This window comes from Micromonospora sp. WMMD975, from assembly GCF_029581215.1.
GTDB lineage: Bacteria > Actinomycetota > Actinomycetes > Mycobacteriales > Micromonosporaceae > Micromonospora.
The window spans coordinates 6,334,061-6,347,833 of record NZ_CP120739.1; the positions used below are offsets into that span (position 1 = coordinate 6,334,061).

Annotated in this window: 11 protein-coding genes; 4 read left to right on the top strand and 7 right to left on the bottom strand. The window is 74.6% G+C overall.

What is annotated here, in order from left to right:
• Positions 1-22 precede the first annotated feature (22 nt).
• The 5 genes from O7613_RS28530 to eccB form a co-directional block, all read right to left on the bottom strand.
• Positions 23-847 (bottom strand): hypothetical protein, encoded by an 825-nt coding sequence (locus tag O7613_RS28530; protein ID WP_281585253.1) that lies wholly within the window; start codon positions 845-847, stop codon positions 23-25.
• Between the two features lie 143 nt (positions 848-990).
• Entirely contained in the window at positions 991-1,368 is a 378-nt protein-coding gene (locus tag O7613_RS28535) for a hypothetical protein (protein ID WP_282290967.1), read from the bottom strand.
• Positions 1,369-1,550: 182 nt separating this feature from the next.
• Positions 1,551-2,804: a WXG100 family type VII secretion target gene (locus tag O7613_RS28540; protein WP_282290968.1), complete on the bottom strand. Its 1,254-nt coding sequence runs from the start codon at positions 2,802-2,804 to the stop codon at positions 1,551-1,553.
• Complete coding sequence (locus tag O7613_RS28545; RefSeq protein WP_282290969.1) at positions 2,797-3,168, bottom strand: hypothetical protein; 372 nt, start codon at positions 3,166-3,168, stop codon at positions 2,797-2,799. Before O7613_RS28545 ends, O7613_RS28540 begins: the two co-directional genes overlap by 8 nt.
• A 114-nt stretch (positions 3,169-3,282) precedes the next feature.
• Positions 3,283-4,746: a type VII secretion protein EccB gene (gene eccB / locus O7613_RS28550; protein WP_282290970.1), complete on the bottom strand. Its 1,464-nt coding sequence runs from the start codon at positions 4,744-4,746 to the stop codon at positions 3,283-3,285.
• Between the two features lie 160 nt (positions 4,747-4,906).
• Between eccB and O7613_RS28555 the strand changes: the two genes are divergently transcribed.
• Positions 4,907-6,073 (top strand): type VII secretion protein EccE, encoded by a 1,167-nt coding sequence (locus tag O7613_RS28555; protein ID WP_282290971.1) that lies wholly within the window; start codon positions 4,907-4,909, stop codon positions 6,071-6,073.
• Here the strand turns inward: O7613_RS28555 and eccD are convergent.
• Complete coding sequence (eccD, locus tag O7613_RS28560) at positions 6,057-7,454, bottom strand: type VII secretion integral membrane protein EccD (RefSeq protein ID WP_282290972.1); 1,398 nt, start codon at positions 7,452-7,454, stop codon at positions 6,057-6,059. The genes O7613_RS28555 and eccD overlap by 17 nt on opposite strands.
• A 157-nt stretch (positions 7,455-7,611) precedes the next feature.
• On the opposite strand from eccD, the gene eccCa reads away from it, so the two are divergent.
• From eccCa to O7613_RS28575, 3 genes are all read left to right on the top strand, one after another.
• On the top strand, positions 7,612-11,574 hold the full coding sequence (gene eccCa / locus O7613_RS28565) for a type VII secretion protein EccCa (RefSeq protein ID WP_282290973.1): 3,963 nt from the start codon (positions 7,612-7,614) through the stop codon (positions 11,572-11,574).
• A 204-nt stretch (positions 11,575-11,778) separates the two neighbouring features.
• The gene (locus tag O7613_RS28570) at positions 11,779-12,087 is read left to right on the top strand and encodes a WXG100 family type VII secretion target (RefSeq protein WP_281585245.1); all 309 of its coding nucleotides are present in this window, start codon (positions 11,779-11,781) and stop codon (positions 12,085-12,087) included.
• A gap of 28 nt (positions 12,088-12,115) precedes the next feature.
• Positions 12,116-12,397, top strand: a complete 282-nt coding sequence (locus tag O7613_RS28575; protein WP_091062555.1) for a WXG100 family type VII secretion target — start codon at positions 12,116-12,118, stop codon at positions 12,395-12,397.
• Between the two features lie 103 nt (positions 12,398-12,500).
• Here the strand turns inward: O7613_RS28575 and mycP are convergent, their stop codons facing one another.
• Positions 12,501-13,727 carry a type VII secretion-associated serine protease mycosin gene (mycP, locus tag O7613_RS28580; protein WP_282290974.1) on the bottom strand — a complete coding sequence of 409 codons (1,227 nt, stop codon included), beginning with the start codon at positions 13,725-13,727 and terminating at the stop codon, positions 12,501-12,503.
• Between the last annotated feature and the right edge of the window lie 46 nt (positions 13,728-13,773).

Below are 13,773 nucleotides of genomic sequence, written 5' to 3' on the forward strand. Positions count from 1 at the left end.
CCCGGCCAGCACCGCCCGACGATCAGTACGCCGCCACGGCGGCCCGCCCCCGGGCCACCGGCGCCAACTCGCGGGTGATCTCCCCGGTGGGCAGTTCCCGGGTGCTCTCCGGGCCGGTGAAGCCCACGATGGAGAGCGCCGCCTGTGGCTCGACGGCCGGGTGCAGCGCCGCGAACGCCTCCTCGCGCAGGCTCCGAGCCGCCGCCGCGGCCGTCTCGGCGGCCCGCCACGCGGCCTGCTCCCGCTCCGCCGCGGCGTGCTGCCGGGCCTGGAGGTTGTCCCGCACCAGCCGGCGCAGCAGCAGTTCCTGCTCCACCGGGTGCCGGCTCGGATCCCAGCCGCGCCCGCCGAGGATGTCGCTGAGCTGCCGCACGCTGATCTCCTTGCGCCACTGGGCGTCGAGCGCCGCCCGGTGCAGCCAACGCTCCCGGTCCGCGTACTCGGCCGGGGTCCGGGCGGTCCGGGGCAGCGGCAGCGCCGCGGCGGCGGCCAGCCGGCGGACGTCCTCCTCCGCCGCCTGGCAGGCCAGCCACGCCGCCTCGGCCTCGTCCTGCGCGGCCAGCCACTCGGCGCGGCTGCGCTCGGCGGTGACCGTCGCGCGGGACGCGGCCACGGCGACCTCGTCCGCGTACCGGCGGCTTTCCCGGTCCTGCTCGCGGGTCCGCTCGGCCAGGTCGATGCTGCTCGGCCGGGCGGCCTCGCTGATCCGTTCGCCGAGCACCGAGCGGAACCGGGTCGGGCGGACGACGAGCGCGGCGACCACGACCGCGGCCAGGGCGAGCAGGGCCAGCCAGATCACGGCGGCGGCGGGAACGTCCGGCAGGACGGTGGAGAAGACGGTCTGCATCTACGGCACCTCATGGTGGAACGAATGTCGAACAACGACTGGGGCCCGGCGTCGGGCGGCGTGCGCGGCAGGGCGCGGCGGGATGCTGGGGCGGGCGGGCGGCCGGGTGGGGCCGCGCCGGGGCGTACCGGAAAGGTGGCCCGTCAGGCGCGCGGCGGCCCGCGGCGGGCGATGGTCGCCCGGCCCGGGTCGGCGGCGGCCGGAACGTCGACGACGGCGACCGGCGCGGCGACCGCGTCATCGGTCGGGCCGGCGACGGACGGGCCGGTGGCCGGGTGGGTGACGGCCCACGGCGCGGCTTCGGCAACCACCGTGGCCCCGCGTGCGGCCTCGACGGTCGACGCCGGACGGGCGTCGGTCACCGCGATGGCGGCGGGACGTGCCGTCGTGGCGTCGGCGTCGGCGGGTGTGGCGGCGATGCCCTGCAGGCCGGCGATCAACGCCAGCGTGGTCGCGGCCGTGCGGGCGATCCGACGCAGCATCGCCGTCCAGGTGGACGAGGCGAACGCTACGGGCAGCACCACATCAACCTATCGGTCAACAGCCGATCGCGCAGCTCGACGATCTTGTGGGTTGCGTGAGCCACCCCACGGCTCGCTGTGGACGGTCGCTTCTCCGCGCGACGACGAACGGCACGACGCCCGGTTCGGGGCGCCGCGCCGTGGTGTCGTCCCGGGTGTCGTGTCGTGGTGTCGGGCCGGGGTCAGTTGCCGCCGAGCACCGGCGGCGGGGCGGCCCCGCCGTCGCCCCAGACCATCTCGTCCTCGGTGAGCCAGGTCAGCCGGCCATCGGACTCGTCGTCGTCGTGACCGCCCCGCGCGCCAAGCACCCCGTTGCGGCCGGCCATCGCGGGCCGCCCGGTGGCGTTGGTGCGGCCGGTCGACCTGCTCTCCGACTCGACCGTCAGCCCGCGGCCGGAGGTGAGCCGCCCGGTCCCGGCCGCCGACCCGCTGTCCACGCCGGGCGCGCCGCCGAGCCGGCCGGCGGACGCCGCGGTGGGGCCGGTGCCGGCGAGCGAGCCGGTGCTGAGCACGCCGGGGCCGCCGAAGAGCCCGCCGCCCCCGCCGGTCGTCACGGTCGCCGGGTTGCCGCCGACCGTCGGGCCGCCGGTGACGCTTGTCAGCGGGCCGGCGCCGGCAAGCGAGGTGCCGGTCGGGTCGACCGTGCCGCCGGTCGGGACCGAACCCGGCGCGCCCGCGCCGGGGTGGCTGCCCGGGTCGCCGCCGCCCGGTGCGCCGCCGCCCGGCGTGCCGCTGGTCGGGGCCGTGTGGTGCACGCCCGACGTGGTCGCGCTGCCGTTCGCCCCGGGACCGAAGCTGCCCAGGCCCGGGCCCGACGCCGGCGTCTTCACCGACGGGCCGTTGTGCAGCGTCGGATCGTCGCGGTCGTGGTGGCCGGGCAGATCGGTGGGCGGCGGCTCCGGCACGACGATCCGGCCGTACGCGGAGAAGTCGTAGCCCTCGGCCAGCTTCGCCACGACCTGCACCATCCGCTGGTGCGCCTTCTCCTGCTCGGCCTCGTCCTGCTGGTGACCGATGATGCCGCCGATCAGCGCGCCCGGGGCGCCGCCGAGCAGGAAGCCCTTGCCGGCGCCGGAGAGCAGCTTGTCGTTGTCGTCGGTCTTCTCCGGGCTCTCCGCTGTGGTCTGGGCCGTGCGCAGGTCGCCGGCCATCATGTCCAGGGCCTGCCGGATGCCCGTCATGCCCTCGGCCAGGTTGCCCGAGTAGCCACCGACCATGGTCAGCCGGCGCTGGAACTCGTGGGCGGCGTCGCCGGTCCAGGTCTTCGCCAGCGCGTCCAGGTCGGCGCCCAGGTCACGGGCGAGGTCGTCGAGCGTGTCCTTGAGGGAGGTCCATTGGGCGCTCAGCCCGTCGATCTGCTTCGGGTCGCCGGCGTTGACGCCCTGGTAGAGCTCCTCGTGGCTGACATGCTGGTAGCGCTGGGTGTATTCAGACACGGGGATCCTCCTTCGGCTGCTTCATCGCCTCGTTCAGCCCGGAGAGAGCGGCGGCGATGTCGGCCGCGGCGGCGGCGTTACGGGCCTCGGCGGTCTTGTAGTTCGTCATGATCGAGTGCGTCGCCTCGCGGGCGGCCAGGATCGCCCGGCGCAGGCGGTCCACGTGGTCGACGTAGCTCTGGTGGGTCTCCGCGTAGCGCCGCGAGTTGTCCGTCGCGTCGGTGAACGTGCCGAGGGCCGGCGGGCGGCACTGCATCTCGGTGTTGAGCTTGCGCAACACCGACTCCGCCTGGTGCAGACGCCGCTCAAGCCGCAGGTGGAAGTCCTCCAAGGACAGTACGTCCACTGTCGTGCGCCCGGTCATGGCTCAATCCCCGTTGTCGTCGATGGCCCGTCGGCCACGCTCAGGCTAGTCGAACCGCGCCATCGCGGGCGACCCGTGACCAGCCAACTCCACTTCGGACGTACCGCCGGTCGCTCAACCGCCCCGGACCTGGGCGGCCTCGCCCCCGGGCGAGGGCGTCGCCTGCGGGGCCGCCGCCGCGTCGAAGTACGCCAAGGCGTCCGCACGGGCCAGGGTCGGCCCGGTCGGCACCAGCGCCAGCAACGAGGCGGGCACCGCCACCGGGGTCACGTCGCCGTAGCCGAGCGCGCTCTTCGCGTCGCCGCTGTCGGTGCCGAGCGGGTAGCGGATACCCTGCGCGGTGATCAGATAGACCGTGGCGCCGGCCGCCGGCTGGCCGCTCTCCCCGGCCGTGGCCTGCACCAGCACGCCCTTGCCGCCGGGTAGCAGCACGCTCTCGGCGGTGCGCACCGCGTCCCGGTCGCCCTGCCGCGTCGGCACCGCGGTCGACGCGGTCAGCTCCGCCGGCGGCGAGTCGAACACCTCGAGCGTGGTGGCCGGCGGTTGACCGGCCGCACCGGACCGGTAGGTGGCGCAGAGCACGCTGCGCCCGGCCCGGACGTCGTGCAGCGTGGGTATCCGGGCCGGCAACCCCTCGGGCTCCAGCCGTTGGTCGGTGAGGAGCCGGCCGGCCTCGTCCGGCGTGATGTCGGTGATCGCCCCGCCGCCGCCGAGCAGCAGCCGCGCGGTGATCTCACCGACCGCGGCCAGGCCCTGCCGGGTGAGCACGTAGAACTGGCCGGCGGCCTGGTAGACCTGGCCGATCCGGGCCGGCCGGTCGGCCACGGTCAGCCCGCTCGGGCCGCCGTCGGAGTCGATCGTGGGCTTACGCAGCACCGGTCCCACCGGCACCGCGTTGAGCAACTGCTGGCCGACGGTGAGGTTCGTCGCGCCGGCCATCCGCAGCGCGACGAGCGCCTGCTCGTCACCGGCCACGCGCAGCCGGGCACCGCCGGTCAGCAGATAGCGGGCCTCGCTCGTGCGGACCAGCACCGCCCGGTCGGTGAGCGGCGTGCCGCCGGGCAGCGGCCGGTCGACCACCAGCCGGGTGGTCGACCGCTGCGGGTCGGTCGGGTCCGGCACGTCGCAGACCGACCAGGGCAACCCGACAAGCGACTTGCGGTCCGGCAGGTCGTCCGGCGCGCCCACGATGCCCACCATCCGGCCCCGAGGCCGGTCCTTGATCGAGGCCTGCGACATGGTGCGTACCTCCGCCGAGGCGTCATCGACGACGAGCCGGGCCGAGGCGTAGTTGAGCGTCGGGTGCAGCACCTGGTCGTCGCCGAACCAGTAGGTGGCGCCGGTCTCCCGCTCGATCACCACGGTGTTCGTCTCGATCGGCGCGGAGTTGCTGGTGAGTTGCCCGTACGCGCCCACGCCGCCGAGCACCACGGCCGCGGCGATGACGCTGCCGAACACCGCCATGCCGAGCCGGCGCATCGGCAGGTCGTTGGTCTCCGGGTCGCCGGCGAGCAGCGCCGAGACGATCCGGCGGGTGACGAAGCGGTACGCCTGCACCTGATCGCGGCGGGTCCGCATGACTAACCTCCGGCGGGGGTGGGTCCGCGACGATCAGGTCCGAACAGCGCCGCGGGCTTCCCTACGATAAGGGGCCGTCGGGGGTGCGCCGGACCCCGTCCGCCACCGACGACACACCCCGCCGGCGGACGCCCGGCAGGTCCAGAAGGGACGCTCACCGATGACGCAGCTCCAGGCGCCACCCGGTCGTACGGCCACCGCCCCGGCGGCGGACCAGCCGGTCCCGCCGGTGGACAAGCGCCGGCGGGGGCGGCTCGGTCCGGTCGTCGTGGGCCAGCTCGTGGTGGCGGAGTGCGCCGCGCTCGCCGTCTGGTTCGCCACCGCCGGCCCGGCCTGGCTGCTCGCCGCCGTCGTGGTGCTGGCGTTGCTGGCCGTGGTGGCGGCGTTCGCCAGGCGTGGCGGGCGCTGGTGGTACGAGGACCTGATGCTCCGCCGCCGGCTGCGTCGCCGCCGAGGTCGGGCCCGGGGCGCACTGCCCGGCGGTGACCCGAGGCTGGCCGCGCTCGCGCCGGAGCTGACCGTGGTGGAGCTGACCGAGCGCGGCACCCGGCTCGGCATCGGCCAGGACGACCGCGGCTGGTTCGCCGCGGTGGCGCTGACCGGCCGGCCCGGCGCGCCCGCCGGATCGATCGACGCGACCGTCGTGGACCGGGCGCTCGCGGTGCTCGCCGACTTCGCCGGGCCGGTCACCCAGACCCAGGTGGTCTCGCACACGCTCGTCTGGTACCCGGCGCCCGGCGCGCCGCCCGCGGCGCACCGCACGGTGTGGGTGGCGCTGCGCCTGTCCGTGGGCGACGCCCGCACCGAGACGGTGACCCGCGGCGGTGGCCTGCGCGGCGTGCACCGGACGGTGGCCGCCGGGGTCGGCCGGCTGGGCAAGGCGCTCAACGCCGCCGGCCTCGGCCACCGTGTGCTCGGCCGGGACGAGCTGCACGGCGCGGTGGTCTCCGGGGCCGGGCTGGACCTGGCGCCGGAGTCCCCGGTCGAGACCTGGACCAGCGTGCGCGGCGGCGGCTGGACCCAGCGCTGCCTGGCGCTGCGGGTGCGTCCCCACGGCTCGCTGGGCGCGCTCGTCGACGCGGTCACCTCCACCTCCGCCCCGTCGCACACGGTCGCGGCCGTGGTGCTCCCCGGCGGCCGTCGGGTGCCTCCGCTGCTGCGGGTGGCGGCGATGGACGGGCACGCCGACGCCCTGGTGAAGGTCGTCCGGGAGATGGCCCGGCGGGCCGGCGTGCCGGCCCGCCCGCTGGACGGCCAGCACGGCCCGGGCGTCTACGCCACCGCGCCGGTGGGCACCGCGATGGGCACCGTCACGGTCGAAGGTTGACGATCCAGCCGTACATGCCGCAGACCCAGACGGCCAGCGGCACCAGGGCGATGATCAGCAAAATCTCGACGATGTCCAGGGTGCGGCCCCAGACCGGGGAGATCCGCTTGCCGGCCACGGTGAGCCCGTAGACCAGGCTGATCACCGCCACCACGACCAGGCCGCCCAGGATCAGCCCGAGCCGGACCGGCAGCGAACCCGCGCCGAAGACCGCCGCGGCGACCAGCCCGAGGCCGAGGGTGCCGGCGAGCAGCACCGGGGTGCGCTGGCCCCGGCCGAGGAACGGGCGGGCCCGCAGCAGCGACAGCAGGGCCAGCACCAGGCAGAGCAGGACCGCCGGGAGCCGACCGTCGGCGGCGAGCACCACCTCACCGCCGAGCACCAGCAGGGCGACGGTCCACAGCAGACCGGTCAGGTAGGCGTCGGCGCGTTCGCTGTTGCGCAGCACCGCCGGTCCGTCCACCGACTCGGTGTCGGTCTTCAGGTCCTCCGGGCCGGTCGGGATCGACGGCACCGGCAGCCGGGCCAGCCGGTAGGCGAGCATCGGCAGCGCCGGCAACGCGCCGAACGCCACGGTCGCCACCACCGCCGCCCCGGCCGCCGCGTCGATGCCGAAGGCGAGGCTGAGCACCGCGCCGCAGCCGACCGCCGCGCCCACGCCGACAGCGCCGAGAAAGAGCGGCAACCGGTCCCCGACCGCGAGCGCGGCGACCGCGCCGAAGAGCACCACGGCGGTGCCGGCGAGCAGCAGGTGCGGGCTGGCCAGGTCGCCGAGCGGGCGGTCGCCGGCGAGCACCAGCAGGCCGCCGACCCCCGCGTAGCCGACCCCGACCAGGGCCAGCACCGCCCCGGTGCGGCTGTCGCCGGCCGCCCGGGACAGCACCGCGGCGCCGGCCAGCAGCGCGACCGCGACCACCAGGGCGGCCACCGCGCCGGGCAGCTGCGGCGGACCGGTGAACAGCGCCGCGACCGCGCCGCCGGCCAGCGCCGAGGAGGCGAGGAGCACCGCGTACGCCCGGGTGGTGCCCACCTGCCAGGCGCCGGCCCGTTGCGTGGTGGAGGTCGCGACCGCGTCCACCACGTCGTCGAAGACGATCTCGGGGGCGGTGTCGGCGCGGGGGTTGAAGTAGAGCACCTCGCCGTCGCGGACGCCGAGCTGCGCGGCGGTGCGCCCGCCGTCGAGCGGCTGCCCGCCGAGCCGGGACAGGCTCCAGCCGCCGTGCCGCACGCCCTCGTCGGCGAGATCCTCGCCGGCGTAGCGCAGCAGCGTGGGCAGCAGGTCGGCCAGTGGCACGTCGGACGGCAACGCCAGATCCATCCTGGTACGCGGCGCCACGATGGTGATCCGGCTCAGCCCACCGGTCGCCGTCTTCGTCGCCACAGTGGCCTCCTCGTGCTCGCCTGCGATCCACCCGGCCGTCGACGCCGTGCCTACGGGTCCACGACGCCCCCGGGAGATTACCTACGATGGCGGGCGCACAGGTCGCCCACCCGACGCGCGCACCGGCGGTGGCAGACCTTCTGGGGAGGGGAGAGCCGTGAGTACGGTGGTGTTCCGCCGACTTCCGCGTCAACCGGGGCCGGCGCTGCCGCGCGGCGAGGTGCTGCTGGAGTCCCCACCCGAGTTGCCGGAGCCGCAGGCCAAGGGCATGGGCCAGGTGCTGATGATCCTGCCGATGCTCTGCGGCGTCGGCGCGATGGCCTTCCTCTACGCCGGCCGGGGCGGCGGCATGATGACGTACGTGGCGGGCGGGCTGTTCGGCGTGTCCATGTTGGGCATGGCGCTCGGCACGCTCGGCAACGGCGGCAACGACAAGGCCGAGCTGAACGCCCAGCGGCGCGACTACATGCGCTACCTGGCGCAGATGCGCAAGCGCACCCGGCGGGCGGCCGAGCAGCAGCGCGCCGCGATGACCTGGCGGCACCCGGAGCCGGACGCGCTCTGGTCGATCGCCGCCTCGCGCCGGCTGTGGGAGCGGCGGGTCACCGAGGACGACTTCGGCGAGGTGCGGATCGCGCTGGGCCCGCAGCGGCTGGCGGTGGAGATCGTGCCGCCGGAGACCAAACCGGTGGAGGACCTGGAGCCGATGAGCGCGATCGCGCTGCGCCGCTTCGTCCGGGCCCACACCAGCGTGCCCGATCTGCCCACCGCGCTGTCGCTGCGCGCGTTCAGCCGGATCGCGCTGCGCGGCGACCGGGAGCCGGTGCTCGACCTGACCCGGGCCGCGCTGGGCCAGCTGGTCACCTTCCACGCCCCGGAGGACCTGCTGGTGGTCGTGGTGGCCGCGCCGGACCGGCAGCCGGCCTGGGACTGGGTCAAGTGGCTGCCGCACGCCCAGCACCCGGGGCGGACGGACGCGGCGGGCGCGCGCCGGATGGTCTTCGCCAGCCTCCGCGAGGCGGAGTCGGCGCTCGCCAACGAGCTGGGCGGTCGACCGCGGTTCACGCCCGAGGCGAAGCCGCTCACCACCGCCGGTCACGTGGTGGTCGTGCTCGACGGCGGCGAGGTCTCGGCGACCTGCGCGCTGACCGGGCCGGGTCTGCTCGGCACGACCGTGTTCGACCTGTCCGGCGCGGTGCCGCGCGACGCCGGGCGCTGGCTGCTCTGCCTGGACACCGGCGACGGCACCGGGCTCGACCTGGTGCGCGGCGCCACCACGTCCCGGCTCGGCCGACCGGACCGGCTGACCCTGACCGCGGCGGAGGGGTTGGCCCGGCAGGTCGCGCCGTTCCGGCTCTCCCAGCAGCAGGGCGCCAGCACCGACGAGCCGCTGGCCCGCAGCATGGAGCTGCCCGACCTGCTCGGCGTCGGTGACGCGGCCACCGTGGACACCCGGCAGACCTGGCGTCCGCGCAGCCACCGGGACCGGCTGCGCATCCCGCTCGGCCTGGGGCCGGACGGCAACGTGGTCGAGCTGGACTTCAAGGAGTCCGCGCACGAGGGCATGGGACCGCACGGCCTGGTCATCGGCGCGACCGGCTCCGGCAAGAGCGAACTGCTGCGTACGGTGGTCGGCGCGCTGGCCGTGACGCACTCCTCGGAGGAGCTCAACTTCGTCCTGGTCGACTTCAAGGGCGGCGCGACCTTCGCCTCGCTCGACGCGCTGCCGCACACCAGCGCGGTGATCACCAACCTGTCGGACGAGCTGCCGCTCGTCGACCGCATGCGGGACGCGCTGGCCGGTGAGATGAACCGCCGGCAGGAGGTGCTGCGGGCAGCCGGCAACTACGTCTCCCGTTACGACTACGAGAAGGCGCGGGCGGCCGGTGATCCGCTGGAGCCGATGCCGAGCCTGCTCATCATCTGCGACGAGTTCTCCGAGCTGCTGGCCGCCAAGCCGGACTTCATCGACCTGTTCGTGATGATCGGTCGGCTCGGCCGGTCGCTCGGCGTGCACCTGCTCCTCGCCTCGCAGCGCCTGGAGGAGGGGAAGCTGCGGGGCCTGGACACCCACCTGTCCTACCGGATCGGCCTGCGGACCTTCTCCGCGGTGGAGAGCCGGATCGTGCTCGGCGTGCCGGACGCGTACGAGCTGCCGAGCGCGCCGGGACACGGCTACCTGAAGACCGACACGGCCACCATGCTGCGGTTCCGTGCCGCCTACGTCTCCGGCCCCTACCGGGCGCCGGGGCAGGTGCAGCGTTCCACCCGGGCGCAGGTGCAGCGCCGGATCGTCCCGTACGGCGTCGACTACGTGCCGGCGCCGGCGGCGCCGGCCGCGGAGAGCGCGCCGGAGCCGGAGCAGGGCGGCGACGGCAAGGCGGTGGCCACGCTCGACGTGCTGATCGGCCAGCTCAAGGGTCGGGGCCGACCGGCGCACCAGGTGTGGCTGCCGCCGCTGGCCGAGCCGTCCGGGCTGGCCGAGCTGTTGCCGAAACTGAGCGTGCACCCGACGTTCGGCCTGACCACGGCCGACTGGCCGGGCCGGGGCCGGCTGGCGGTGCCGGTGGGCGTCGTGGACCGGCCGTACGAGCAGCGCCGGGACCCGATGATGGTCGACCTCGCCGGGGCGGGCGGCAACGTGGTGATCGTGGGCGCGTCGCTGAGCGGCAAGAGCACGATGCTGCGGTCGATGCTTGCCGCGCTGGCACTCACCCACACGCCGCGCGAGGTGCAGTTCTTCTGTCTCGACTTCGGCGGCGGCGCGTTGCGCAGCCTGGACGGGTTGCCGCACACCTCCGGGGTCGCCGGCCGGCGGGACGTCGAGGCGGTCCGGCGGACCGTGGCCGAGGTGGTCGCGGTGATCGACGAGCGGGAGAACCGGTTCACCCAGCACGGCATCGACTCGGTGGCCAGCTATCGGCGTCGGCGGGCGGCCGGGGAGTTCGCCGACGACCCGTTCGGTGACGTCTTCCTGGTGGTGGACGGGTGGAACACGCTGCGCCAGGAGTACGAGGAGCTGGAGCAGACCATCACCAACCTGGCCAACCGGGGCCTGGGTTTCGGCGTGCACGTGGTGCTCACGGCGGTGCGCTGGGCGGAGATCCGGATCAACATGCGAGACCTGCTCGGCACCAAGTTGGAGCTGCGGCTCGGTGACCCGTCCGAGTCGGAGATCGACAGGCGGGCCGCGCAGAACGTGCCAGTGGGCGCGCCGGGCCGGGGCCTGACCCGCGACAAGCTGCACTTCCTGACCGCGGTGTCGCGGATCGACGGCAAGCGGGACATCGAGGACCTGACCGAGGCGTCGGTCGCGCTGGCCGGGCACGTGGCGGCGAACTGGCCGGGTGCGCCGGCGCCGAAGGTCCGGCTGCTGCCGCGCCGGCTCACGGCCGGCGAGCTGGCCACGGTGGTGGACCGGGCCGCCCCGGGCATCCCGATCGGGGTGAACGAGGCGGCGTTGGCGCCGGTCTACCTGGACCTGGCGGGCGAGCCGCACCTGACCGTCTTCGGCGACGCCGAGTGCGGCAAGACCAACCTGATGCGGCTGATCGCCCGGGGGATCGCCGAGCGGTACACCCCGGCGCAGGCGCGGCTGGTCATCGCCGACTACCGGCGCGGGCTGCTGGGCGCGGTCGAGGGCGATCACCTGCTCGACTACGCGCCGTCCAACCAGGTGTTCAGCCAGGGGCTCGGCTCGATCCGCAGCGCGTTGCAGAACCGGCTGCCCGGCCCGGACGTGACCACCGCGCAGCTGCGTGACCGGAGCTGGTGGAAGGGGCCGGAGCTCTACATCCTGGTGGACGACTACGACCTGGTCGCGTCCGGCGGCAGCAATCCGCTCAGCGCGCTGCACGAGCTGCTGCCGCAGGCGCGGGACATCGGCCTGCACCTGATCATCACCCGCCGGGTGGGCGGGGTGGCCCGGGCGCTCTACGAGCCGGTGCTGCAACGCCTGCGGGAGCTCGACTCGCCGGGTCTGCTGATGTCCGGCAGCCGCGAGGAGGGTGCGGTCTTCGGCAATCTGCGGCCCAGCCCGCAGCCGCCGGGCCGGGGCACGCTTGTGCGTCGCCGCGACGGCCAGCAGCTGATCCAGACCGCGTGGACGGAGCCGGCCTGACCGTACCGTCCAACTCGTACGGTCCACGCCGGATCGCCTTGTCGGTGCTGGCCTGTCGGTTTTCGACGATGAGACGGCAGGGCTGCGCGGGTTGGACGTCGTCCGCTACGGTTCGGATGATGTGTCCGTCGGTGGGGTGTGTTGGCCTTGCCGCGGGGGAGGGCGCGGCGGAACCGCCGCCACAGATGACGGAAGGGTGTGAGCATGGCGTTCGAGGTCAGTGCAGCCTCTCTGCACACCGCCGCGAGTGACGTGCGGTCCACGCGCAGCGATGTCGACGGTGAGCTCAAGAAGCTGTGGAACGTGGTCGACGACCTGGCCATGGCCTGGAAGGGCCAGGCGTCCACGGGTTTCCAGAGCCTGATGAACCGCTGGACCGAGGACACGAGCAAGCTGCTCACGGCGATGGACAACATCGCGGACCTGCTCGACAAGTCCGGCACGACCCACCAGGTCAACGACGAAGAGCAGCAGCAGATGCTGGACAAGTTCCACGCTGCGCTCAACCCGTGATCCGCGAAGACAGGCAGAGGAGGAATCGATGAGCATCAAGGTTGACTACGCTGTCCTCGAAAGCAGCAACCAGCAGATGCAGGCCATCTCGCGGACCATCGACGAGAAGCTGGACACGCTGCGGGCCATGCTGACCAAGCTCGAGTGGGAGGGCCAGGACCGGGTCGCCTACCAGCAGCACCAGGCCCAGTGGGACGCCGCCGTGCGGGACATCAACAAGGTCCTCAACGAGATCGGCGGCGCGGTGGGCATCGCCCGCGAAAACTACATGACCACGGAGATGAGCAACTCCAAGGTCTGGGGCAACTGACCCTCGACCGGTCCGTCGCGGCTCCGCTCCGGCTCGTGTCGGGCGGAGCCGCTGTGCTTCCGTGCGGCGCCGGCCGGCGGGCGGCGCCGGGGAACCGCCCCGGTCAGGCGTTCCGTGGCAGGTCGCGCCGGCCGGGCCGCCAGCCGCGCCGCCGGCCGCGTACCAGGATCGGCTTCAGCGTCAGCAGGACGCCTGCGAGCAGCGCGCCGACGACCGCGACCCAGATCGCCACGGTGCGTTGCCAGGCCAGCGGGTCGACGTGCGGCGCGGGTGGCGGCATCGCGCCCAGCGGCGCGTCGTTCCGGGTGCCCAGCAGGCTCGTCACCGCCCGGTAGGGGTTTACCATCCCGTAGCCGACCTGGGCGTTGTGCCCGTCGGGCGGGTTGTCGGCGGTGCGGGTGAGCCGGTAGGCCACCTCCTCCGGACTGATGTCCGGGTGCGCGGCGCGCACCAGCGCGGCGGCGCCGGAGACGTACGCGGTGGCGAAGCTCGTCCCGCCCTGCGGTTCGGCCCGGTAGCCGGAACCCTGCGGGGCGGGTCCGACGATGTTCAGGCCGGGGCCGGCGATGTCCACGTAGTCCGCGCTGACCGAGCTGCCGACGTGGCCGCCCTGCTCGTCGATCCCGGCGACGGCGATGACCCCCGGGTACGCCGCCGGGTAGGCCGGCCGGTCCTCCCGGTTCTCCTGCCGGTTGCCGGCGGAGGCGACTATCACCACGCCCTTGCGGAGGGCCCCGTCGACCGCCGACTTCAGCGCCGGCTCGTCGAGCGTGACCAGGGACAGGTTGATCACATCGGCGTCGTGGTCGACCGCCCAGCTGATCGCCCGCCCGATCTCGCCCGGCACGTCGGGGTCGAAGTTCTCCTTGTTCTCCGCCAGGACCCGAAGCGGCAGGATGCGGGCCTCCGGCGCGATGCCGGTGTACGGCGATCCGCTGCCCTCGCGACCGGCGATGATGCCGGCCACCATGGTGCCGTGGCCGACCAGGTCGCACTGGCCGCGCAGGTGGACCAACTGGTTGAAGTCCTCGCCGGGCAGCACCCGGCCGCGAAGCAACGGGTGGCTCGGCGACACGCCGGAGTCGATGACGGCGACCGTGACGCCCCGCCCCTTGCCGACCCGCCAGGCCGCCGCCGGATCGAGCCGGCTCAGCGCCCACGGCACCTCGGTGGGGGCTGGACCGCCGGTGGGCCCGCACTTCGGCGCCGCCACGGCGGGCGTGGGCACCGCGAGCGCGCCACCGAGCAGCGCCGCCACCGCGGCTCCGGAGAGGACGGACCTGGTCCGGTGCCGGGCGGGTGGGCAGCCGGGCCGCAAGCTGTCGCGCACGCGGTGAGATTACCGTCGCGGCCGGGCGTACGCGGGCACGGCATGC

What these genes read in the sequence shown, in the direction of transcription:
- O7613_RS28545 (WP_282290969.1), bottom strand. Translation starts at nt 3,168, where the DNA reads ATGACCGGGCGCACGACAGTGGACGTACTGTCCTTGGAGGACTTCCAC.
- O7613_RS28530 (WP_281585253.1), bottom strand. Translation starts at nt 847, where the DNA reads ATGCAGACCGTCTTCTCCACCGTCCTGCCGGACGTTCCCGCCGCCGCC.
- O7613_RS28575 (WP_091062555.1), top strand. Translation starts at nt 12,116, where the DNA reads ATGAGCATCAAGGTTGACTACGCTGTCCTCGAAAGCAGCAACCAGCAG.
- O7613_RS28555 (WP_282290971.1), top strand. Translation starts at nt 4,907, where the DNA reads ATGACGCAGCTCCAGGCGCCACCCGGTCGTACGGCCACCGCCCCGGCG.
- O7613_RS28570 (WP_281585245.1), top strand. Translation starts at nt 11,779, where the DNA reads ATGGCGTTCGAGGTCAGTGCAGCCTCTCTGCACACCGCCGCGAGTGAC.
- eccB (WP_282290970.1), bottom strand. Translation starts at nt 4,746, where the DNA reads ATGCGGACCCGCCGCGATCAGGTGCAGGCGTACCGCTTCGTCACCCGC.